Here is a 20,943-nt window from a genome sequence, read left to right as displayed (position 1 = left end):
GATCAAGGCTCTCAAGAAATTCGGTCTGATCGACCAACCTGCCTGAGTCGCGAGCTGCACAATTTTTGATGGCCTACCCCGGCCAGGCATCCGCACGTCTTTTGGATACGTTCTTTCACGTTACGCGACTGCTCGACGTATCAATGTCGCCGGTGATGTGGTGGGCACGGGTGCCCACCCTACGCGACTGCTCGACGTATCAATGTCGCCGGTGATGTGGTGGGCACGGGGTGCCCACCCTACGCGAAGCAATCCGTAGGGTGGGCTCCCCGAGCCCACCGTGCCGACCGAACAATTCCTCTAAAGTCCCGCCAAATCAAGGGCGATTCCACGCACGATGCGCTAAGATGCGCGAAGTATTGCCTTCCACACACGGCAAGAACACGCATCCGTCGAAAGGAATCACCATGACTTTGCAAGACCAATTCGCCCAGGCACAGCTCGATTCGAAGAACCTGCCCGAGCGCCCGGACAACATGACCCTGCTGAAGATCTACGCCCTGTTCAAGCAGGGTTCGAGCGGCGACGTCACGGGCGAGCGTCCCGGCTTCACCGACATGGTCGGCCGCGCCAAGTACGACGCGTGGGCCGCGCTGAAAGGCACCTCGCAGGACGACGCGATGCAGCAGTACGTCGACCTGATCGAAGAATTGAAGGGCGCCTGATCAGGCAACCGTAAACGTCTTGCGCATGCTTTCCGCCACCTTCTGCTCGATGGTGGATGCGAAAGCGCTCATCAGGAAGCCCAGCTGGATGCGCAAGGCGGCCTGGCGCTCGCCGAGGGTGAGCGCCCCCTCCACGCCGCTGCGTGCGAAACGCAGCACGTCCCCTTCCCACTTGCACTGCAATCCATATTCGCGGGCCAGCTTGTCGGCGACCTTCTGGGCGGCGACGCGCGCGTCGGTCTGGCTCAGGCTGTGCGGCTGGGTGATGCTGATGTCCGGCATTCGGCTTTCCTTACTGATTCAAAACAAACAAGCCCGCCATGATGCCAGTTGGCGGACGCAAAGGCCAGCGCTTGCCTGGAGAATAATCAATTGATGAGTCTCAATGCCCACATCGGGGCAGGGACGACCATTCCTCGTACCACCCAAGGAGGAAGCGACCATGGACTCATCCGCCCCCGCCAAACACCCACAGCCCCCCGTCGGTTTCGTGCCGACGCCCAGCGCCCGTTACCGCCAGCACCGCAAGGCCGCGCAACTGCTTGACCAGCCAGGCCACCCGCGGCCGCTGGCCGGCCCCGGCAGCGCGTCGCCGTCCGAGGCGCGCATGCCGGCCGAGCCCTACGCGTCGGGCGCGCGCGTGCTGATGTGGAAGCAGGACCCGTCGGTGGACGAGATCGGCACGCGCAAGGCCTTCCTGCCCGGCGTCGTGCTGGCGGGGCCGCGCGACGCCCGCATCGTGCTGGCGTCGAGCGAGCCCGGCATACCGCCGGTCGAACCGAATGCGTTCGGCGACTTCGTGACGATGCCGGACACGCCGCAGTTCGACGCCGTCCACACGTTCGCCGTCGTGCGCCAGACGTTGACGATGTACCAGCGTGCGCTGTCCACGGCGGGCAACCCGATGCCCCTGCCCTGGCACTGGAACAGCGCCACGGACACGGCGCCGCTGCAGGTCTGGCCGTACGGCCTGCCGAACGTGATGAACGCTTATTACAGCCGCACCCAGGCCTGCCTGAAATTCGGCGACTTCGTGCCGAACGGCGCGACGGCGCGCGTCTATACATGCCGCTCGTTCGACATCGTGTCGCACGAGACGGGCCACGCCGTGCTGGATGGCCTCAAGCCGCAATGGTTGCATGCCGGCAATCCGCCGCAGACGGGCGGCCTGCACGAATCGTTCGGCGACCTGACGGCGATCTTCCTCGCGCTGTCCCAGCTCGACCAGTGCGAGGCCGTCATCGCCCAGACGAAGGCGCGCCTGCACGACAAGACGTTCCTGGCCGACATCGCGGAGCAGTTCGGCCTCGCCCTCGGCAGCACGACGGGTCTGCGCAACGCCGACAACGACCTTACCTTGTCGCAGGCGGGCACCGAGGTGCACGCGATCTCGCAGGTGTTCACGGGCGCCGTCTACGACATCCTCGCCGACGTGTTTGCCCTCGAGCGCGATCCGGCGCTGGAGGATTGCGCCAGCGTGCTGCACCGCGTGGCCGGCTGGCTGCGCGGGCTCCTGCTGCGCGCGCTGATCGCCGCGCCGGATGCGGCCGCGAGTTTCGCCGACGTGGCCAACGAGATGCTGCGCATCGCCGCTGAAGACGGCAAGCCGCAGGCCGTCGTCAACGCCATCCGCGACCGCTTCGCCCAGCGCGAAGTGTTCGGCGTCCCTGCCGGCTTCGCGAGCGACCACCCGGCCGGCCTCCGGCTGGCGCCGCTCGTGACGGACGCGCCAGGCGCCCGCCAGGATCGGCGCGCCTGCTGCGGCACCATGAACCTGGCCGAATACTACGACGTCGAACGGGTGCTGCAGGCCGAAGCGGATGCGCTGGCGCGCTGGTGCGCGGAGCACGGCCGTCCCGGCGCCCCCCTTGCCGCGCCCCTTGCGCTGGCGACGGTCACGGTGACGGACGACTCCGGTGCCGCTGTCGGCACCACGGCCGTTGTGCACCTGCCGGCGCCGGACAAGCGTGCCGCGCCCCCGGCGCTGCCGCTGCCGGACGGTCCCCAGCCGGCCACGCCGTAACCTCGCGCGTTGGTGCCGGCGCCTGCCCGGACGGCCCCGCAGAGGCCGGATTCCGCGGCCGGCACGGGGGCGCCGGGCACATTTGCTTATGTGTATTGTGTATAAGCCTGATTTGTCGTAGAAGCAGAATTGCCCTAAAATACAGTGCTTTGCCGCGTCCGGCGAACGCTCTGTAGAAAATCACACGCCGCCGCTTCCACTCATTGATAGGACTGTTATGACCCACGTTGTCACCGAATCGTGCATCCGTTGTCGCTATACCGATTGCGTGGATGTATGCCCGGTAGATTGTTTCCGGGAAGGCCCGAATTTCCTCGCGATTGACCCGGACGAGTGCATCGACTGCGCCGTGTGCGTGGCGGAATGCCCGGTCAACGCGATCTACGCGGAAGAGGACGTGCCGTCGGACCAGCAGCAATTCATCAAGATCAACGCCGACCTGTCGCGCAACTGGCCGTCGATCACCAAGACGAAGCCGGCCCTGCCCGACGCGGACGAGTGGAAAGACGTCAAGAGCAAGCTGGACCAGCTGGCCCGCTAATACGTTCGTGAGCGCCGGCCTCCGGAGCGCCGGCCGCCACGGCCGGCGTTTTTTGCCGGCCCCTGCAGGCGTGCGCCGTTCATGGCACACTATTCGCCCTCGCCTTACCTACAGCACATAATTTTCAGGAAAACAGCATGACTACGACCCCCGAAGCGGGCACCATCGCTCCCAACAGCTCCTTTGCCGGCGCCATCGAAGCCGATGCCGTGATCATCGGCGCGGGCCCGGTCGGCCTGTTCCAGGTGTTCGAGCTGGGCCTGCTGGAGATCAAAGCCCACGTGATCGATTCGCTGCCGGCCGTCGGCGGCCAGTGCGTGGAGCTGTATCCGGACAAGCCGATCTACGACATCCCGGCCGTGCCCGTCTGCACGGGCCAGGAACTGACCGACAACCTGCTCAAGCAGATCGAGCCGTTCGAACCGACCTTCCACCTGGGCCAGGAAGTCACCACCGTCCAGCGCCGTGAAGACCACCGCTTCAACGTCGAGACGTCGACCGGCACCCGCTTCATCACCAAGACGATCTTCATCGCGGCCGGCGTCGGCTCGTTCCAGGCGCGCACGATCAAGGTCGACGGCATCGAGAAGTTCGAAAACAGCCAGCTGTTCTACCGCGTCAAGGACCCGAGCCTGTTCGAAGGCAAGAACCTCGTCATCTGCGGCGGCGGCGACTCCGCGCTGGACTGGGCGCTGAACTTCGTCGGCAAGGCCGAGTCGGTCGTGCTCGTGCACCGTCGCGAAGACTTCCGCGCCGCACCGGCTTCCGTCGCCAAGATGAAGCAGCTGTGCGAAGACTATGAAATGCAGCTGATCACCGGCCAGGTCACCGGCTTCGACGAGAAGGACGGCCAGCTGTCCGAAGTCAAGGTCACCGGCGCCGACGGCGTCACGCGCCGCGTCCCGCTGGACATGCTGATGGTGTTCTTCGGCCTGTCGCCGAAGCTGGGCCCGATCGCCGAGTGGGGCCTGGACATCGAGCGCCGCCAGCTGAAGGTCATGGACACTGAAAAGTTCGAGACCAACGTGCCGGGCATCTTCGCCGTGGGCGACATCAACACCTACCCGGGCAAGAAGAAGCTGATCCTGTCGGGCTTCCACGAAGCCGCGCTGGCCGCCTTCGGCGCCGCGCCGTACATCTTCCCGGACAAGAAGATCCACATGCAGTACACGACCACGTCGCCGAAACTGCACAAGATCCTCGGCGTTGAAACGCCTGTGTTCGACTGACCGTTCCGTAACGCTAGTACGACGAAAATGCCCCGCCGATGCGGGGCATTTTTCTTATGTACTGCACTTAACGAACCGGCTCGTACAACTGTGATACATATTGTGCAATACGGTAAATGAACAATTGCGACTCAAATCTTTGTTGCCCCAAGCCAAGCGGAATGAGCCTATAATTGACCGAAAATGTAGCGCAAACGTTTGCAATTGCGCCCAGAGTCATGAAGGAAAATAATTATGCTTTACCAACTGCACGAGATGCAACGCTCCTTCCTGAACCCGCTGATGCAGTGGGCCGATGCCTCTGCCAAACTGTTTTCGAATCCAGTCTCGCCGTTCGCGCACACCCCGTTCTCGCAGCGCATCGCTGCCGGCTACGAGTTGATGTACCGCCTCGGCAAGGACTATGAGAAACCTGCTTTCGGCCTGACTTCGACCATCATCGACGGGAAGACGGTCGGCATCATGGAACGCGCTGTCGTCAGCAAGCCGTTCTGCAAGCTGATGCATTTCAAGAAAGACATGAGCGACGGCGAGTTCGCCGCCCTCAAGCAGCCGACGGTGCTCGTCGTGGCTCCACTGTCGGGCCACCATGCGACCTTGTTGCGCGACACCGTCCGGGCGCTGCTGCCGGACCAGGACGTCTTCATCACCGACTGGGTCGACGCGCGCATGGTGCCGCTGTCGGACGGTCCTTTCCACCTGGACGACTATATCTACTACGTGCAGGACTTCATCCGCCACCTCGGCCCGGACGTGCACGTGATCTCCGTGTGCCAGCCGACCGTGCCCGTGCTGGCCGCAATTTCGCTGATGGCGACGAACAAGGATCCGAAGCTGCCGAAGTCGATGGTCATGATGGGCGGCCCGATCGACCCGCGCAAATCGCCGACGGCCGTCAACGACCTGGCCGTCGAAAAGCCGTACTCGTGGTTCGAGAACACGGTGATCTACGCCGTGCCAGGCAATTACCCGGGCTTCGGCCGCAAGGTGTACCCGGGCTTCCTGCAGCACGCCGGCTTCATCGCGATGAACCCGGGCCGCCACGCCCAGAGCCACCGCGAGTTCTACCAGCACCTCGTGCGCGGCGACGACGATTCGGCGGAAGCGCACCGCAAGTTCTACGACGAGTACAACGCCGTCCTCGACATGCCGGCCGAGTACTATCTGGAAACGATTAAAACCGTATTCCAGGAAACCCGCCTGCCGAAAGGCACGTGGGAAGTCGGCGGCCAGCTCGTACGTCCGCAGGACATCAAGGACGTGGCGCTGTTTACCATCGAAGGTGAACTGGACGACATCTCCGGCGCCGGCCAGACCCATGCCGCGCACGACCTGTGCTCGGGCATCCCGGCCGACAAGCAGCAACTGTTCACGGCGCCGAAGTGTGGCCACTACGGCATCTTCTCCGGCCGCCGCTGGCGCGAGATCATCTGTCCGATGATCGGCCAGTTCATCCGCAAGAACGCCTGATCCTTCCGGCGCATCTCCGACGATGCCGCGGCCCGTGCCGCGGCATTTTTTTGTGTAGCCGCGGTGTGCGCGGCTTTTTTTATTTGGCGGCCATGTGCGCGGTGCGATACCGCTGCAACTCGTCACTCAGCCACCGGGCGCTGGGCACCGGCTGGACCGTTCCGCAACGCACCTCGTAGGCCTTGCCGCTCATGCTGCTCCCGGTGGCCGCCCGCGTGATGAACGCCTGGGTGTCCGGCACGAGGTCGCGCTTCTGCAGGTAGGTGTATTTTTCCTCGAGGTGGGCGCGGGCCTTCTGCGCGTCGTACCAAGTGCCGTTGCGGTTGAACTGGCAGCCGGAATGGCCCAGGTAGTCGAGCAGGTGGGCGACTTCGTCGCGCGTGCGCGCGTCTTCGGCCGCGAACGCGGACGGGCCGGCGGCCAGCGCCGCGAGAAGGGCAAGGTTCAGCAGCTTCGATGTCATCGCATGAAAATGGGCGGGTTGTTCACCCGCCCAGTGTAAGCGATCAGGCCGCGTCGTGCCGCTTGCCGGCCTCGATCGTCCAGTGCAGGCCGAAGCGGTCGACGACAGTGCCGAACACCTCGGCCCACGCGGTCGCGCGCAACGGGATCTGCACGGTGCCGCCGTCGGCCAGGGCAGCAAGCGTCCGCTCGGCATCAAGCGCCGACGCGCAGGACAGCGTCAACGAGACGCCCTGGAAGCCGGGACTGACGCCGTGGCCGTCGGCAAGACAAAAACGGACGCCGCCGATGACGACGCCCGCGCGCAACGTGCGATGCGCCGTGCCGGGCTTGACGTGGGCAGCGTCGACGATGTCGCCGACGCGGTGATGGAACAGGATGTCGGCGCCGATGGCGTCGCGGTAGAAGGACAGGGCCGCTTCGCACGCGCCCGGGAAGTACAAGGTAGGTATCGCTTGCATGGTTGCTCGCTCGATGATGGGTCAACGGCCCACCGAGCGGCATCATGCGGTCAACATGACGACAGTCGGGCCTCGTGTGCGCTCGGCGGGAATGCGGTGTTCACGATGGCCCTCCTTTCTTCGGTTGAATGCCAGTCAAGTCTAGACCAGATGGCCGCCGGGTTCAAGATGTCCGGTGGCCTTTCGACGAGGCCCGGCTTTTAGCGGATAATGACGGTTTATCCAGATTCGAAGCAGCACTGCCGTGACCAAGACGCTCGCCGACCAGATCGAAGACCTGCTGCCGCAGACCCAGTGCACCAAATGCGGCTATCCCGCCTGCCGCCCGTACGCGGAAGCGATCGCGCGCGGCGAGGCCGAGATCAACCAGTGCCCGCCCGGCGGCCTGGAAGGCGTGGCGCGGCTCGCGCGCGCGACGGGCCGCCCCGTCATCCCGATCAATCCGGCGAACGGCGTCGAGCGCCCGCGCCCCGTCGCGTTCATCGACGAAAGCCTGTGCATCGGCTGCACCCTGTGCATCCAGGCATGCCCCGTCGACGCGATCCTCGGCGCGGCCAAGCAGATGCACACGATCCTGCCCAGCCTGTGCACGGGCTGCGACCTGTGCGTGGCGCCCTGCCCTGTCGACTGCATCGCGATGATCCCGCGCACGGACGACCCCGCTAGCGAGCCCACCGGCTGGGACGCCTGGTCGCAGGAACAGGCCGACGCGGCGCGCGCCCGCCACGATTTCCGCACCGAGCGCCTGCGCCGCGAAAAGGAAGAGAACGACGCGCGCCTGGCCGCCAAGGCCGTCGAGAAGATGCGCGCCGTGACGGCGGAAGAGACGAATACGGCGGAAGAGCTGGCGGAAAAGGAACGCAAGCGCGCGATCATCGCCGCCGCCATCGAACGCGCGAAACAGAAAGCCGCCTCGGACAAGAAAGACTGACGCATCGATGAATCCCGCCAAACGCCTCGCCATCTTCACGCGCTTTCGCGACGCCAATCCGCATCCCACCACCGAACTCGAATACACGACACCGTTCGAACTGCTGATCGCCGTGCTGCTGTCCGCGCAGTCGACGGACGTCGGCGTCAACAAGGCCACGCGCAAGCTGTACCCGGTGGCGAACACGCCGCAGGCGATCCTCGACCTGGGCCTCGACGAACTCAAGACGTACATCTCGACGATCGGCCTGTACAACAACAAGGCCAAGAACGTCATCGCCACGTGCGAGATCCTCGTGAACCAGTACGGCGGCGAAGTGCCACGCTCGCGCGAGGCGCTGGAAGCGCTGCCCGGCGTGGGCCGCAAGACGGCGAACGTCGTGCTGAACACGGCGTTCGGCGAACCGACGATGGCCGTCGACACGCACATCTTCCGCGTCGCGAACCGCACGAAGATCGCGCCCGGCAAGAACGTCGACGAGGTGGAGATGAAGCTGCTGAAATTCGTGCCGAAGGAATTCCTGCACGACGCCCACCACTGGCTGATCCTGCACGGCCGCTACACGTGCGTGGCGCGCAAGCCCAAGTGCTGGAACTGCATCATCAACGACCTGTGCGAGTACAAGGACAAGACGCCGGCACCGGCCGACGCGTGACGCCCGTCACTTCGTCAGGACCAGCGAAAAGAATATCCGCGTCGGCCCGTTCGACAGCTTGAAGAACAGCTTGTTGCGGCCCTTCCGGAAGTGCACCGTGCGCTTCCCTTCACTCAGGTTGTAGTCGCGCACGAAGGTATTCCGCGTCTCGTAGACCTGGTTGAAGAACCAGTCCTTGTGGACGTTCCCGCCTGCCCAGACCAGCCTGTCGTTGAGCCACAGCTGCGCATCGTCGTCGGCGCCGACCCAGATCGTCAGGTCGCGGTCCGCGTCCATCATCAGCTCCGTATAGCCGTAGTACACGGCGTCTTCGGCGTGCACGGGCGGCATCAACGGATAGCGCGCCATGTCGACGTAATCCCATGAGACGAGGCGCCCGCCCTTGCCGCGGTAGGCGGCGTCCAGCACGACGCCCTGCTCGGGCGGATGGCGGTAGTTGGCGAACAGCCCTGCGCCGTGGCGGCCATCGAATGGCCCGATCACGTACCAGCGGTTGACCCAGACGCGGTTCGCGTACGTGCCGCCGGGACCGATGATCCGGCCCGCGCCCTTGACCATGGTGGCCGCGTCGACCTCGGGAACGTGGCCGACGCCGTCGTCCAGGAAGGGACGCAGGCCGTCGCCGGCGTAGGCCTTCGTCACGCGGTCCGGCAGGTCGGGATTTTTGAATGCGGCGATCCGGTCCAGCATGATGGTGCCCGCGCCGCTGGCGGTCCCGTTCCCGATGCCTTTTCCAAGCTTGCCGCGGCCATCGGGATTGCCATTGGGGTTGCCGTTGCCTTTGCCGACACCGCGCTGCGCCGCCCCCGCTACGCCCGCCGCGACCTGCACGCCGTTCTGCTGCTGTTCCAGCTGCTGGCGGCGCTGTTCCAGCACGTCGCGCGCCTTCGCTTCGAGCTTCTCGATCTGGGCGGCCGGGTCGGCGGCATCCTTCGGTTCAGGCGCGGGCGGCTCGTCTGCCGCGGGCGCCGTCGCGATCTGTTCCAGCGCCTTGTCCTTCGGGATGTCGAGCAGTTGCGCCAGCCGTTCGGCCTTCGCGTCGCGCTCCAGTGCATCGATCTTGCGCGACAATTCCTTCGCCTGTTTCAGCAACTCGCCCGGCGCTTTCGGCTGCGCGCTGAATTGCACCTCGTCCTCCTTGCCCGGCGCGGGATGCGCGGCCGCGCTTTGTTCGAGCAGCGACTTGATCCGCTCCATGTCGTGCACGCGCTTGTCGAGGCGGGCCTGTGCCGTCAGGCGCGCGCCCGCTTCGACCTGCCGTTGCTGCCGCTCGAGACGCACATGTTCGATGTGCCGGCTGCCCAGGTGGAGCAGCACGGCGAGCGGCACCGCATGCAGCACGATCGACGAGAGCAGGAACGGATGCCGCCGCACGTGCGCGAGCAGCGGCGTGCGGGGAGCCGGGGCGTCGTCGAGGACCATCGTCAACGCGTGTGCATCGACACGTGGGTGAGGCCCTCGAACTGGCACAGCTCGAGCACGTGCACGATGTCCTGGTAGCGCGTGGACTGGTCGCCGTCGATGCGCACCGGACGCGCCGGGTCGCGCGCCGCTTCGCGCTTGAGCAGGTCGTGCAACGCCTGCGTGGACACTTCCTTGCGGTCGACGTAGAGCGCACCCTTGACGTCCACGCCGATGACGAGCGGCGCCGGGCTCGCCATCGCGCGGTCGAGGGTGACCTGCGACGTCGGCAGCACGATGGGCATGTCCTTCTCCGGCTTCTCGCCGTCCGGGTGCCGGAACGACGTCGCCACCATGAAGTACATCAGCAGGAAGAAGATGCAATCGATCAGCGCGATCAGGCCGATTTCCGGCTGCTCGTCGTCACCGAGATCAATGCGCATGGACGACCTCCAGGGTGCGCGCCGGCATGCCGTCCAGCACGCGGTTCAGCTGGCGCTCCAGCGCAATGCCGATGCCGACCATGCGATTGCGGAAGACGTGGTGCATGGCCAGCGACGGCAGCGCCACCGACAGGCCGGCCGCCGTGTTGACGAGGGCTTTCGAGATGCCGCCCGCCAGCAAGGTCGGATCGCCCATGCCGTTGAAGGCGATCACGTGGAACGATTCGATCATGCCGACGACGGTGCCCAGCAGGCCGACGATGGGCGCGACGGTCGCCACGACGTTCAGCGCATACGCCTTGTGCTGTTGCAGGCGCAATTCGACGCCCGCCATCTCGGCCACGCGTACGGCCAGTTTCTCGGCGGGCAGGTGGCGCTGCTCGACCATCCAGCCGAGGATGCGCGCGAGGCTGCTGTCGCCGTCCGCCACACGTGCGCGCAACTGGTCGAAGCGCCCGGTGCGCCACAGGTTTTCCGCCTCCTCGGCCAGGGCGGGCGGCGCCACCTTCGCCAGCCGCAAGTTCACGAGCCGTTCGAGCGTCACCGCCAGCGCCAGCACGGACAGCAAGCCGATCGCGACGATGCCCACGCCGCCGTGGGCCAGTTCGGCACCGAGATGCAGGTCCTGGGCATGGGCCGGCAATGTGGACAGGGTCAGGCAAAGCAGGCCGAAGCGTGAAAGTCGGGACATCGTCTTCCTCTCGTGGAAACGTGTTAGTGCTCGTCAATGTAGCACAAGAAATTCGCAAAATGACAATGGCTTATTCCTTTTAATGGCAATTTTTACTACCACGCCATGGAATATATGGATACCACAAAAAGGAATATTGCTAAAACGTTATAAAATTTCCGACGACACATAGCGGAGGCGACGACGATGTATTCCCACGTATTCATCGGCATTACCGATTTCGACCGGGCGCTCGCGTTCTACGGACCGCTGATGGCGGCGCTCGGCATGGAGCAGCGCTTCTGTGACCGGTCGCGCCCGTGGGCCGGCTGGGAGGTGCCGGGCCAGGCGCGTCCGCTGTTCCTGATCGGCGCCCCGTACGACGGCGCGCCCCAGGCGCCGGGCAACGGCCAGATGACGGCCTTCCTCGCCCCCGACCGCGCGGCCGTCGACCTGGCCCACGCCCTCGCGCTGGCGCACGGCGGCAGCGACGCAGGGGCGCCGGCGCTGCGCCCGGAGTACCACGCCCATTACTACGGGGCCTATGTGCGCGACCCGGACGGCAACAAGCTGTGCGTGGTGTGCCATGATGCGCCGCCCGACAATCCAACCTGAAGAATCGCACCATGCACCTGCCGCCGCGGTGAGAATGCGCGTATTTATTGCGGCATGGGGCGTGCTACAGTCACGACCGACCAACCATCACAGCGAGATGCCATGCCCCGTTCCGTCCCGCGCGCCGTCGCGCTCCCGGTCGTCCTGATCGCACTGTTCGGCGCCTGCGCCGCGCTGTCGGCCTGCAACCGCAGGTCGGACACCGAGCAAACCCTCGAGAACGCACGGCGCGAACTGCAGGTCGTCGGCACCAAGCTCGCAGCGCTGCCTGCCCGGTGCGCGGTCGGCGATACCGCCGGCGCACCGGGCCAGTGGATCGAGTCGCGCACTGCGGCGGGCGCGCCGGGCAGTGCCTACACGTACGTTTTCACGTTCGAGTCCCCCGTCCGGAGCCGTGCCTTCGGCGTCGCGTTGAATGCGACCGCCCTGCAGAACCTGGAGAAAGTGGAAACCCGCGACGCCGCGGGCACGTGGACCGAGGCCTCGACGGGCGCACCGGCGGGCGCCCCGACCGACTGCGAATTCGTGAAAGTGGCGCAACGGTTCGCGACGGGCGAGCGCGACGTCGCCGCGCTGCGCATCACGATCCGTCGCGTCCGTGAAAATGTCACCGTCGCCGATGCGCGCCTGCTGAAGGCCGACTGAACGTCGGCCCGGAGAACATCAGAGCAGGACGAGGTTATCCCGGTGCACGAGCTCGGGCGCCTCGACGTAGCCGAGGATGCCTTCGATCTCGCTGGACGCGTGGCGCATGATGCGTTTGACTTCGCCGCTCGTGTAGTTGGTGAGGCCGCGCGCGATCTCGTGGCCCGCTTCGTCCACGCAGCCCACGAGGGCGCCGCGCCCGAATTCGCCGCGCACCGCGGTGACGCCGATCGGCAGCAGCGACTTGCCTTCCTTCGCCAGCTTCTGCACGGCGCCGGCGTCCAGCACGAGCTGCCCAACCGTGTGCAGGTGGTCGACCATCCACTGGCGGCGTGCCGTCAGGCGCGCGGTCGGTGCCGTCAGCTGCGTGCCGATCGCTTCGCCGTGCGCGAGGCGCGTGAGGACGTTGTCTTCGCGGCCCCAGGCGATCACCGTGTGGGCACCGGAGCGCGCTGCGCGCTTCGCGGCCAAGACCTTCGTCAGCATGCCGCCGCGGCCGATGCTGCTGCCGGCGCCGCCGGCCATCGCTTCGAGCGACGTGTCGCCGGCCTGCGCCTCTTCGATCAGGCGTGCGGCCGGGTCCTTGCGCGGATCGGCCGAATACAGGCCCTTCTGGTCCGTCAGGATCACGAGGACGTCCGCCTCGATCAGGTTCGCGACGAGCGCGCCCAGCGTGTCGTTGTCGCCGAACTTGATCTCGTCGGTGACGACGGTGTCGTTCTCGTTGATGATCGGGACGACGCCGAGGCCCAGCAAGGTGGTGAGCGTGGAGCGCGCGTTCAGGTAGCGTTCGCGGTCGGCGAGGTCGGCGTGCGTGAGCAGCACCTGCGCCGTTTTGACGCCGTGGCTGCGGAAGCTCGTTTCGTAGATCTGCGCGAGGCCCATCTGGCCGCAGGCGGCGCAGGCCTGCAGTTCGTGGATGTCGGTCGGGCGCGACGTGAAGCCCAGGCGCAGCATGCCTTCGGCGATGGCGCCCGACGACACGAGCACGACTTCCTTGCCGAGCGAGCGGAGCGACGAGATCTGCGCGGCCCAGCGCGCGATGGCGTCGTGGTCGAGGCCGCGGCCTTCGTTGGTGACGAGCGAGGAGCCGACCTTGACGATGATGCGGCTGGATGACTGGAGGACGGAATTCATGGCGACGGTCGGATAGACAGGAAGCGTCCTCGCGGGCGCAGGCCGATCAGCGCCAGGCCGACCGCCAGCTCGATCCCGCTGACGACGAACAATAAGCCCTGGGGCAGGCCGATCGCGAAGGCCGCGACGAAGCGGCCGAGCGGCTGCGCCAGGATGGACAATGCGGCGAGGTCGCCGAGGATGGGCTGGTCGCCCTGCCTGGCTGCCAGCAGAGCCAGCCCCGCGGTGGCGAGGCGCACTCCGACGTAAAGGGCGTAGAACTGGCTGTAGCCGTTCACGCCCACGAGGAACAGTCCCATCGCATCCGCCACGCGGTCGGGATTCAGCAGCGCCGCGAGCGCGGCCAGCGACTGCGCGGTGGCGGCCACCGACAGCAGCCGGCCGCGCAGGCGCGCGCGCAGGGCCGAATTGGCGATGTGGGCGAAGGAGACTGCCAACGCTTAATCTTCGAGGATCTTGAAGCGGGGATCGTCCGGATCGATCGACGAGATGCCGCGCGCTTCCTCGGTCATCTGCGTCTCTTCCGAGCGCTGCTCGCTGTGGCGCGTCGCTTCGAGATGCTTGTAGATCGCGTGCACGAGGTCTTCGCAGCCTTCGCGGTTCAGCGCCGAGATCTCGAAGACGGGGCCCTTCCAGGCCATGCGCTTGATGAAGTCCTTGACGACCTTCTTGCGCTCGTCTTCCGGCACGACGTCGAGCTTGTTCAGCACGAGCCAGCGCGGCTTGTTGAGCAGTTCCTCGTCGTACTTCTCGAGTTCCTTCACGAGCGCCTTCGCTTCCTTGACGGGGTCGGTCTTGCCGTCCATCGGCGCGAGGTCGACGATGTGCAGCAGCAGGCCCGTGCGGCTCAGGTGGCGCAGGAACTGGTGACCGAGGCCGGCGCCTTCGGCCGCGCCTTCGATCAGGCCGGGAATGTCGGCGATGACGAAGCTCTTCGCATGCGACACGCGCACGACGCCGAGGTTCGGGTGCAGGGTGGTGAACGGATAGTCCGCGATCTTCGGGCGCGCGTTCGAGACGGCCGTGATGAACGTCGACTTGCCGGCATTCGGCATGCCGAGCAGACCCACGTCGGCCAGCACCTTCAGTTCGAGGCGCAGTTCGCGGCGCTCGCCGTCCTTGCCGTCCGTCTTCTGGCGCGGCGCGCGGTTGGTGGACGTCTTGAAGTGGATGTTGCCCCAGCCGCCCTCGCCGCCCTTGGCCAGCAGCTCGACCTGGTCGTGCTCCGTGAGGTCGGCGATGATCTCGCCATTGACGTCGTCGACGATCAGGGTGCCGACCGGCATGCGCAGGTAGACGTCTTCCGCGCCCTTGCCGTAGCAGTCGGAGCCGCGGCCCGGTTCGCCGTTGCGCGCCGTGTGCACCTTGGAAAAGCGGAAGTCGACCAGCGTGTTGATGTTGCGGTCGGCGACGGCGTAGATCGAGCCGCCGCGACCGCCGTCGCCGCCGTCCGGGCCGCCGAACGGGCGGAATTTCTCGCGCCGGAACGAGGCGCAGCCGTTGCCGCCGTCGCCGGCGATGACTTCGATGCGTGCTTCGTCGATAAACTTCATGATGGGACCACCAAAAACGAGAGGCTGTGTCACTGTTAAACGGGCCAGGCATCCATGATAGACGAAGGCCGCGGAACGATCCGCGCTTAACGGTGACAACGCCGAAAATTAAAAAGGCCCTACCGGAGGGCAGAGCCTATCGATTGCAAGGCTGGACGCCTTACTGCGCGGGATCTCGCCGTGGCGCGATCCCGCTGCCGCCTGATTTAAGCGGCTGCCGCTTCTGCAGCGATGACGGTCACGTACTGCTTGGAACCGACGCCTTGCTTGACGAACTTGACCGTGCCGTTCACCAGGGCGAACAGGGTGTGGTCCTTGCCGAGGCCGACGTTGGTACCAGGACGGATCGTGGTGCCGCGCTGGCGCATGATGATGCCGCCTGCGTTGATCGACTGGCCGCCGTAGACTTTCACGCCGAGGCGTTTGCTTTCTGAGTCACGGCCGTTTCGCGTAGTGCCGCCGCCTTTTTTGTGTGCCATTTCAAATGCTCCTTGATGACTGAAGAAGGGACGCGCGGCGATTAGCCGTTGATCGCAACCACTTGGATTTCGGTGTAGTTCTGGCGATGGCCCTGACGCTTCTGGTAGTGCTTACGACGACGCATCTTGAAAATGCGCACTTTGTCGTGACGACCATGCGACACAACAGTCACGCGAACCGAAGCACCTTCCACCAGCGGAGCACCAAACTTGATGCTCTCGCCCTCGCCGACGGCGAGAACCTGATCGATAGTGAGTTCGGAACCAATGTCTGCCGGTATCTGTTCTACTTTGAGTTTTTCGCCAGCGACAACTTTATATTGCTTGCCACCGGTTTTTATGACCGCGTACATGATTTGAAACCTCATTGATTGTTAAGAAATATTCCCTGCATCCAGGCGAGGTAAACAGCCGGGGATTCGGGGAACAGAGGATTATACATGGAATGGTGCGCAGCGTCAAAACGGTTGTGGTGGCGCGGCAGGCCTTGCCGCCTGGCCTCTGGCGCCACTGGAAAAGGGTCGGGATTTGGGGGCGGGAATTGATTGCATGTCGTATAATCGCGACTCAACAAAACCTATCCGCATCCAACGTCAGCAGGTCCGCCTTGTCCGCCGCTACCCAAAACGCACAACAGAACCCCATCACCCGCACGATCGCAGCCGACATGGAGGCCGTCAACACGGTGATCCGCGAGCGGTTGCAGTCCGAAGTCGCGCTGGTGAACCAGATCGCCGAGTACATCATCAGCGCCGGCGGCAAGCGGATCCGTCCTGTGCTCGTGCTGCTGCTGGCGAACGCCTACGGCTACAAGGGCACGGGCCACCACGAGCTGGCGGCCGTCGTCGAATTCATCCACACGGCCACCCTGCTGCACGACGACGTCGTCGACGAATCGTCGATGCGCCGCGGCCGCCAGACCGCGAACGCCATGTTCGGCAACGCGGCCTCCGTGCTCGTCGGCGACTACCTGTATTCGCGCTCGTTCGAGATGATGACGAGCCTGGACAACATGCGGATCATGCAGATCCTGTCGCGCGCCACGACCGTCATCGCGGAAGGCGAAGTGCTGCAGCTCTTGAACATGCACGATCCGGACGTCACGCAGGACAGCTACCTGCGCGTGATCCGCTCCAAGACGGCGAAGCTGTTCGAGGCCGCCGCGCAGCTGGGCGCCCTCGTGGCCGGCGCGAACGACGCGCAGATCGACGCGGCCGGCGAATACGGCCGCTCGCTGGGCACGGCGTTCCAGCTCATCGACGACGTGCTCGACTACGCGGGCGACGCCGCCGAGATCGGCAAGAACGTGGGCGACGACCTGCGCGAAGGCAAGCCCACGTTGCCGCTGATTTACGTGATGGAAAATGGCACGCCGGAACAGCGCGAACTGATCCGCACCTGCATCGAACAGGGCGACGAAACCCATTTTGATGCCGTGCTGGCGGCCGTCACGAACAGCGGCGCGCTGGACTATACGCGCCGCGAAGCGGAGGCCGCGGCACACCGCGCGGCAGCGTCGATCGCCGACTTGCCGGACAGCGAATACAAGGCCAGCCTGCTGCAGTTATGCGCCTTCGCTGTTGACAGAAACCATTGAGACAACTATAGTAATGCCTTCCCGAGATTTCGGTGACGAAGTCTCAAACAGTCGGGGTGTAGCTTAGCCCGGTAGAGCGCTACGTTCGGGACGTAGAGGCCGGAGGTTCGAATCCTCTCACCCCGACCATCTGTTTTTCTCCCTCAGAAGTACCCATACCAGTCGGGGTGTAGCTTAGCCCGGTAGAGCGCTACGTTCGGGACGTAGAGGCCGGAGGTTCGAATCCTCTCACCCCGACCACTCCCCTTTTCGCACCCTCCGCTATTGCCGGCCTGCTTGACAGGCACCCTCTCGTATCCTACGCTCCCGCCGCTATCGACAGACGAAGGGAACACATGCGCGCACTGACCTTTTGCAGAATCTGGCTGCGACCCGTCGCCGTGGCCAGCCTGCTGGCAACCGCACTGGCGCCGGCGCACGCGAGCCGCCTCGACGACATCGCCGCGCGCGACGTGCTGCGCGTGGGCGGGACCGGCGACTACAAGCCCTTCAGCTACAGGTACGCAGACGGCGAATTCGTCGGCATGGACGTGGAACTGGCGGGCGAGCTGGCGCACTCGCTCGGCGTGCGGCTGCAACTGGTGCCGACCAGCTGGTCGACGCTGATGGCCGACCTGGACGCGGACAAGTTCGACGTGGCACTGAGCGGCGTGTCGGTGACGGCCGAGCGGCAAAAACAGGCGCTGTTTTCGGTGCCCTATCTGCACGACGGCAAGACGCCGATCACACGCTGTGAAAACGTCGCCCGCTTCCAGACGCTGGCGCAGATCGACCGCCCCGAGGTGCGGCTGATCGTCAATCCGGGCGGCACCAACGAACGCTTCGCCCGCGCCCGCGCGCCGCACGCACAGCTGACCGTGTACCCGGACAACGTGACCATCTTCGGCCAGCTGGTCGATGGTGCGGCCGACCTGATGATCACCGACGCCATCGAAACCCGTTTGCAGCAGCGCCTGCATCCACAGCTGTGCGCCGTGCATCCGGACGCGCCGTTCGACTCGATCGACAAGGCCATCCTGCTGCCGCGCGATCCGGCGCTGAAGACGTATGTCGACCACTGGCTGCGGCCGCGCCTGGACGGCGGCGGCATGCAAGCGCGCCTGGACCGCTGGCTTGCGTTCCCGTGGGGACTGGAGCCGTTGCGCCAGGCGATCGACCAGCGCCTGCTGCTGGCGCAGGACGTGGCGCGCGCCAAGTGGAATGCGAAGGCCGCCATCGAAGACCTGCCGCGCGAAGAGCAAGTCATCGCAGCGGCGGTGCGCCAGGGAGGCCCGCTGGGCCTGCCGGAGGCATGGGTACGCAGCGTGTTCCGCGCACAGATCGAAGCGTCCAAGACGGTGCAGCGCGCGCTCTACCGCCGCTGGGAAGCGGAAGGCATCGGCCGCTTCGACGACGCGCCCGACCTCGCCAAGACCATCCGTCCGCAGCTGGACCGCCTGACCACCCAGCTGCTTCGCTCCATGGCCGACAACCGGGCCTTGCTGCACGACGGCGGCCGCCGGGACGACGTCGCCATCGCCATGCACGCGCTGCAGGCACGCACCCTCGACCCGACCGCGGCCGACCAGGCGCTGGCGCCCTTCCTGTCTCACCCGTAACGCCTGCCCGGCGATGCTGCGATAACGGCACAGCGCCAGGCCGCGTTGCCGTGGCCTGGCGCTGGTCGAATCTACGATCGGATTACTTGCCGCTTGCCGCCCGCATCCGCACCGCCAGCGCAGCAACGCTCGCCACGACGGCCAGCGCCACGACACCGTTCCAGCCCCACGCGGCCAGCGCCTGGGCACCCAGCGCGCCGCCCGCCGCCATGCCAACGAACATGGTCGTCATCAGGATCGCGTTGAGGCGGCTGCGGGCTTCCGGCGCTATGCCGTAGACGATGGTCTGGTGCGCGATCAGGCTTGCCTGCACGCCCAGGTCGAAGCCGACGGTGGCCAGCGCCAGCAACACGAGCTGCGCGTGCGGCGACAGCGACGGCAGCGCGAACATCACGGCGAATGACGCGACGCTCAACGTGGCGCCAAGACGGGTCACCCATTGCGGACCACGGCGGTCGGCCAGGCGCCCGGCGAACGGGGCGGCCAGCGCGCCGACGGCACCGGCCAGGCCGAACGAACCGGCGGCGGCCGAGCCGAGGTGGAACGGGGCGCCGTGCAGCATCACGGCCAGCGTCGACCAGAACGCGGAGAACCCGACCGCCAACAGGCCCTGGGCCAGCGCCGCGAGACGCAGCGCCCGGTGCTGCTTCCACAGCGCGGCGAGCGATGCCAGCAGCGCCGGATAGGCGACGGTGCTCGTCGGCTTGAAGCCCGGCAGGCCGCGGGCGAGGATCGCCGTCATGAACGCGGCGACGACGGCCGCGCCGCCGAACACGGCGCGCCACCCAAGTGCTTCGGCGACGAGACCTCCGACGACGCGCGACAGCAGGATGCCCAGCAGCAGGCCCGTCATGACGGTGCCGACGATGCGGCCACGGTGCTCGGGCGGCGCCAGCGTGGCGGCGGCCGGGACGATGTCTTGCGCGACGGTGGCCAGCAGGCCCACGGCGAGGCTGCCGGCGAGCAGCACGGACAAGCTCGGCGCGGCGGCGATCGCGACCAGCGCGACGGCCAGCAGCAGCGACTTCACGACGATGATCGTGCGGCGGTCGAAGCGGTCGCCCAGCGGCGCGAGAAACAGTAGGCCGAGGGCGTAGCCGAATTGCGTCATCGTGGGAATCCAGCCGACCGCCCGGTTGCTTGCGTGCAGGTCGCCCGCGAGCGTGCCCAGGATGGGCTGGCTGTAGTACAGCGCGGCGACCGACAGGCCCGTGCTGGCGGCCAGTAGGAAGATCAGTGGCGAGGTCAGCCGCGGCCGGATCGGGATGACGGTCGCCGTGGTGGTTGCAATGTCCATGGTGGGCTCCTGAGTGGTGAGTTGTTGCATCGCATTATGCGGAGGCACGCCACGGCCGGGTAGCAGCAGCCGGCGTCAAACTGTTATACGATAGGCGTATGAACACAGATTTTTCATCCATGAATCCATCTGCGGATCGTATGATGCTGGTCGAGACGTTCGTCCGCATCGTGGATGCCGGCAGCCTGTCCGCCGCGGCGCGCGCACTGGCAACCACGCAGCCGACGATCAGCCGCCGCCTGAAGGCGCTGGAGAAATCGCTGGGGGTGCGGCTGCTGCAGCGCTCCACACACGCGATGAAACTGACGGACGACGGCATGCGCTGCTATTCCCGCGCGAAGGAACTCATCGCGGGGTGGCAGGAATTCGAGAGCGAGATCCGGGGCGCCGTGGACGAGCCGGTGGGCATGCTGCGCGTCGTCGCGCCGCACGCGTTCGGGCAGCAGCAGCTGGTGGCACCGCTGGCGGAATACCTGGCGCGCTATCCGCGCATGACGGTGGACTGGACCCTGCACGACCGCACGCCGGACTTCATCGGCGAGGGCATCGATTGCGCGATCCGCGTGGGCGACATTCCCGATCCGTCCGTCGTGGCGATCCGGCTGGGCGACGTGCCGCGCATCGTCGTCGGTTCGCCCGCCCTGCTGGACGGCGGCCCCCTGCCCGCCCATCCGGACGAGCTGGCGCGGCTGCCGTGGATCGCGGTCAGCCATTTCTATCGGGACGAGGTGGCGCTCACGCACGCGGCGCGCGGGGAGACGGTGCGGCTGCCCATCCAGCCGCGCCTGTACACGGACAATCTGTACGCGATGCGCAATGCCGTCGTGCTGGGTGTCGGCGCGGCGATCGGCTCGCGCTGGGCGCTGCGCGAAGAGCTGGAGGCGGGGCGCCTGGTGCAACTGGTGCCGGAATGGCAGGCGTCGCCGCTGCCGATCTGGCTGATCTATCCGCCCGCGCGCTTCTATCCGGCGCGGCTGCGGCGCTTCATCGACATCATGCGGGTGGCGGTGCCGCAGGCGTTCGGCGTCGTGGCGCCGCCGGCCCGTTGATCCGCCGCGTCATTGCCTTGCG

At 66.0% G+C, this 20,943-nt stretch carries 24 protein-coding genes, 2 tRNA genes and 1 pseudogene; 15 read left to right on the top strand and 12 right to left on the bottom strand.

The window, feature by feature from the left end; translation table 11 throughout:
• The first annotated feature begins 407 nt into the window (after positions 1–407).
• Complete coding sequence (locus tag HAV22_RS17960; RefSeq protein ID WP_166860890.1) at positions 408–665, top strand: acyl-CoA-binding protein; 258 nt, start codon at positions 408–410, stop codon at positions 663–665.
• Here the strand turns inward: HAV22_RS17960 and HAV22_RS17955 are convergent, their stop codons facing one another.
• A complete protein-coding gene (locus HAV22_RS17955; RefSeq protein WP_166860889.1) occupies positions 666–947 on the bottom strand; it encodes a polyhydroxyalkanoic acid system family protein in 282 nt (93 codons plus the stop codon).
• A 160-nt stretch (positions 948–1,107) separates the two neighbouring features.
• Here HAV22_RS17955 and HAV22_RS17950 point away from each other — a divergent pair, with 160 nt between their 5' ends.
• The 4 genes from HAV22_RS17950 (at position 1,108) to HAV22_RS17935 (ending at position 5,928) form a co-directional block, all read left to right on the top strand.
• Entirely contained in the window at positions 1,108–2,688 is a 1,581-nt protein-coding gene (locus HAV22_RS17950; RefSeq protein WP_229421291.1) for a gluzincin family metallopeptidase, read from the top strand.
• Between the two features lie 217 nt (positions 2,689–2,905).
• Complete coding sequence (fdxA, locus tag HAV22_RS17945) at positions 2,906–3,229, top strand: ferredoxin FdxA (protein WP_166860887.1); 324 nt, start codon at positions 2,906–2,908, stop codon at positions 3,227–3,229.
• A 137-nt stretch (positions 3,230–3,366) separates the two neighbouring features.
• Positions 3,367–4,458, top strand: a complete 1,092-nt coding sequence (locus HAV22_RS17940) for an NAD(P)/FAD-dependent oxidoreductase (RefSeq protein WP_166860886.1) — start codon at positions 3,367–3,369, stop codon at positions 4,456–4,458.
• 234 nt (positions 4,459–4,692) lie between these two features.
• Entirely contained in the window at positions 4,693–5,928 is a 1,236-nt protein-coding gene (locus HAV22_RS17935) for a polyhydroxyalkanoate depolymerase (RefSeq protein WP_166860885.1), read from the top strand.
• Positions 5,929–6,007: 79 nt separating this feature from the next.
• Here the strand turns inward: HAV22_RS17935 and HAV22_RS17930 are convergent, their stop codons facing one another.
• Together HAV22_RS17930 and HAV22_RS17925 are read right to left on the bottom strand one after the other, a co-directional pair.
• Positions 6,008–6,391, bottom strand: coding sequence for a YfeK family protein (locus tag HAV22_RS17930; RefSeq protein WP_166860883.1), 384 nt, complete (start codon positions 6,389–6,391; stop codon positions 6,008–6,010).
• 43 nt (positions 6,392–6,434) lie between these two features.
• Positions 6,435–6,851 carry a VOC family protein gene (locus HAV22_RS17925; protein WP_166860881.1) on the bottom strand — a complete coding sequence of 139 codons (417 nt, stop codon included), beginning with the start codon at positions 6,849–6,851 and terminating at the stop codon, positions 6,435–6,437.
• 244 nt (positions 6,852–7,095) lie between these two features.
• On the opposite strand from HAV22_RS17925, the gene rsxB reads away from it, so the two are divergent.
• On the top strand, positions 7,096–7,782 hold the full coding sequence (gene rsxB, locus HAV22_RS17920; RefSeq protein ID WP_166860879.1) for an electron transport complex subunit RsxB: 687 nt from the start codon (positions 7,096–7,098) through the stop codon (positions 7,780–7,782).
• Between the two features lie 7 nt (positions 7,783–7,789).
• Positions 7,790–8,437, top strand: coding sequence for an endonuclease III (gene nth / locus HAV22_RS17915; protein WP_166860877.1), 648 nt, complete (start codon positions 7,790–7,792; stop codon positions 8,435–8,437).
• Positions 8,438–8,443: 6 nt separating this feature from the next.
• Here the strand turns inward: nth and HAV22_RS17910 are convergent, their stop codons facing one another.
• The 3 genes from HAV22_RS17910 to HAV22_RS17900 are packed head-to-tail and all read right to left on the bottom strand — an operon-like array spanning position 8,444 to position 10,972.
• Complete coding sequence (locus HAV22_RS17910) at positions 8,444–9,859, bottom strand: hypothetical protein (protein ID WP_166860874.1); 1,416 nt, start codon at positions 9,857–9,859, stop codon at positions 8,444–8,446.
• A 2-nt stretch (positions 9,860–9,861) separates the two neighbouring features.
• On the bottom strand, positions 9,862–10,281 hold the full coding sequence (locus HAV22_RS17905; protein ID WP_166860873.1) for an ExbD/TolR family protein: 420 nt from the start codon (positions 10,279–10,281) through the stop codon (positions 9,862–9,864).
• The gene (locus tag HAV22_RS17900; RefSeq protein WP_166860871.1) at positions 10,271–10,972 is read right to left on the bottom strand and encodes a MotA/TolQ/ExbB proton channel family protein; all 702 of its coding nucleotides are present in this window, start codon (positions 10,970–10,972) and stop codon (positions 10,271–10,273) included. Before HAV22_RS17900 ends, HAV22_RS17905 begins: the two co-directional genes overlap by 11 nt.
• Positions 10,973–11,158: 186 nt before the next feature.
• Here HAV22_RS17900 and HAV22_RS17895 point away from each other — a divergent pair, with 186 nt between their 5' ends.
• On the top strand, positions 11,159–11,566 hold the full coding sequence (locus HAV22_RS17895; RefSeq protein WP_166860869.1) for a VOC family protein: 408 nt from the start codon (positions 11,159–11,161) through the stop codon (positions 11,564–11,566).
• Between the two features lie 102 nt (positions 11,567–11,668).
• Entirely contained in the window at positions 11,669–12,211 is a 543-nt protein-coding gene (locus HAV22_RS17890) for a hypothetical protein (RefSeq protein WP_166860868.1), read from the top strand.
• 18 nt (positions 12,212–12,229) lie between these two features.
• Here HAV22_RS17890 and proB read toward each other — a convergent pair whose 3' ends face one another.
• The 5 genes from proB to rplU form a co-directional block, all read right to left on the bottom strand.
• Entirely contained in the window at positions 12,230–13,348 is a 1,119-nt protein-coding gene (proB, locus tag HAV22_RS17885) for a glutamate 5-kinase (RefSeq protein WP_166860866.1), read from the bottom strand.
• Complete coding sequence (locus tag HAV22_RS17880) at positions 13,345–13,785, bottom strand: hypothetical protein (RefSeq protein ID WP_208296246.1); 441 nt, start codon at positions 13,783–13,785, stop codon at positions 13,345–13,347. Before HAV22_RS17880 ends, proB begins: the two co-directional genes overlap by 4 nt.
• 3 nt (positions 13,786–13,788) lie before the next feature.
• Positions 13,789–14,901 carry an Obg family GTPase CgtA gene (gene cgtA / locus HAV22_RS17875; protein ID WP_166860864.1) on the bottom strand — a complete coding sequence of 371 codons (1,113 nt, stop codon included), beginning with the start codon at positions 14,899–14,901 and terminating at the stop codon, positions 13,789–13,791.
• A 206-nt stretch (positions 14,902–15,107) separates the two neighbouring features.
• The gene (gene rpmA, locus HAV22_RS17870; RefSeq protein ID WP_166860862.1) at positions 15,108–15,380 is read right to left on the bottom strand and encodes a 50S ribosomal protein L27; all 273 of its coding nucleotides are present in this window, start codon (positions 15,378–15,380) and stop codon (positions 15,108–15,110) included.
• A 41-nt stretch (positions 15,381–15,421) separates the two neighbouring features.
• On the bottom strand, positions 15,422–15,733 hold the full coding sequence (rplU, locus tag HAV22_RS17865) for a 50S ribosomal protein L21 (RefSeq protein WP_036230184.1): 312 nt from the start codon (positions 15,731–15,733) through the stop codon (positions 15,422–15,424).
• 254 nt (positions 15,734–15,987) lie between these two features.
• Between rplU and ispB the strand changes: the two genes are divergently transcribed.
• The 5 genes and pseudogenes from ispB to aroQ all read left to right on the top strand — a co-directional run bounded on the left by ispB (position 15,988) and on the right by aroQ (position 18,575).
• Entirely contained in the window at positions 15,988–16,977 is a 990-nt protein-coding gene (gene ispB, locus HAV22_RS17860) for an octaprenyl diphosphate synthase (RefSeq protein ID WP_166860860.1), read from the top strand.
• A 52-nt stretch (positions 16,978–17,029) separates the two neighbouring features.
• Positions 17,030–17,106 (top strand) — tRNA-Pro (locus HAV22_RS17855).
• A 34-nt stretch (positions 17,107–17,140) separates the two neighbouring features.
• Positions 17,141–17,217, top strand: a tRNA-Pro gene (locus HAV22_RS17850).
• 119 nt (positions 17,218–17,336) lie between these two features.
• Positions 17,337–18,104 (top strand): annotated as a pseudogene (locus tag HAV22_RS31225) (transporter substrate-binding domain-containing protein); the annotation flags it as partial.
• A gap of 12 nt (positions 18,105–18,116) precedes the next feature.
• On the top strand, positions 18,117–18,575 hold the full coding sequence (aroQ, locus tag HAV22_RS31220) for a gamma subclass chorismate mutase AroQ (RefSeq protein WP_229421300.1): 459 nt from the start codon (positions 18,117–18,119) through the stop codon (positions 18,573–18,575).
• An 82-nt stretch (positions 18,576–18,657) separates the two neighbouring features.
• Here the strand turns inward: aroQ and HAV22_RS17840 are convergent, their stop codons facing one another.
• Positions 18,658–19,872, bottom strand: a complete 1,215-nt coding sequence (locus HAV22_RS17840; RefSeq protein WP_208296245.1) for an MFS transporter — start codon at positions 19,870–19,872, stop codon at positions 18,658–18,660.
• 140 nt (positions 19,873–20,012) lie between these two features.
• Between HAV22_RS17840 and HAV22_RS17835 the strand changes: the two genes are divergently transcribed.
• Positions 20,013–20,921 carry a LysR family transcriptional regulator gene (locus HAV22_RS17835; RefSeq protein WP_308789223.1) on the top strand — a complete coding sequence of 303 codons (909 nt, stop codon included), beginning with the start codon at positions 20,013–20,015 and terminating at the stop codon, positions 20,919–20,921.
• Positions 20,922–20,943: the final 22 nt, after the last annotated feature.

The organism is Telluria antibiotica (assembly GCF_011682055.1).
Taxonomy (GTDB): Bacteria; Pseudomonadota; Gammaproteobacteria; order Burkholderiales; family Burkholderiaceae_D; genus Telluria; species Telluria antibiotica.
This window is presented reverse-complemented; position numbering and strand designations above follow the sequence as displayed.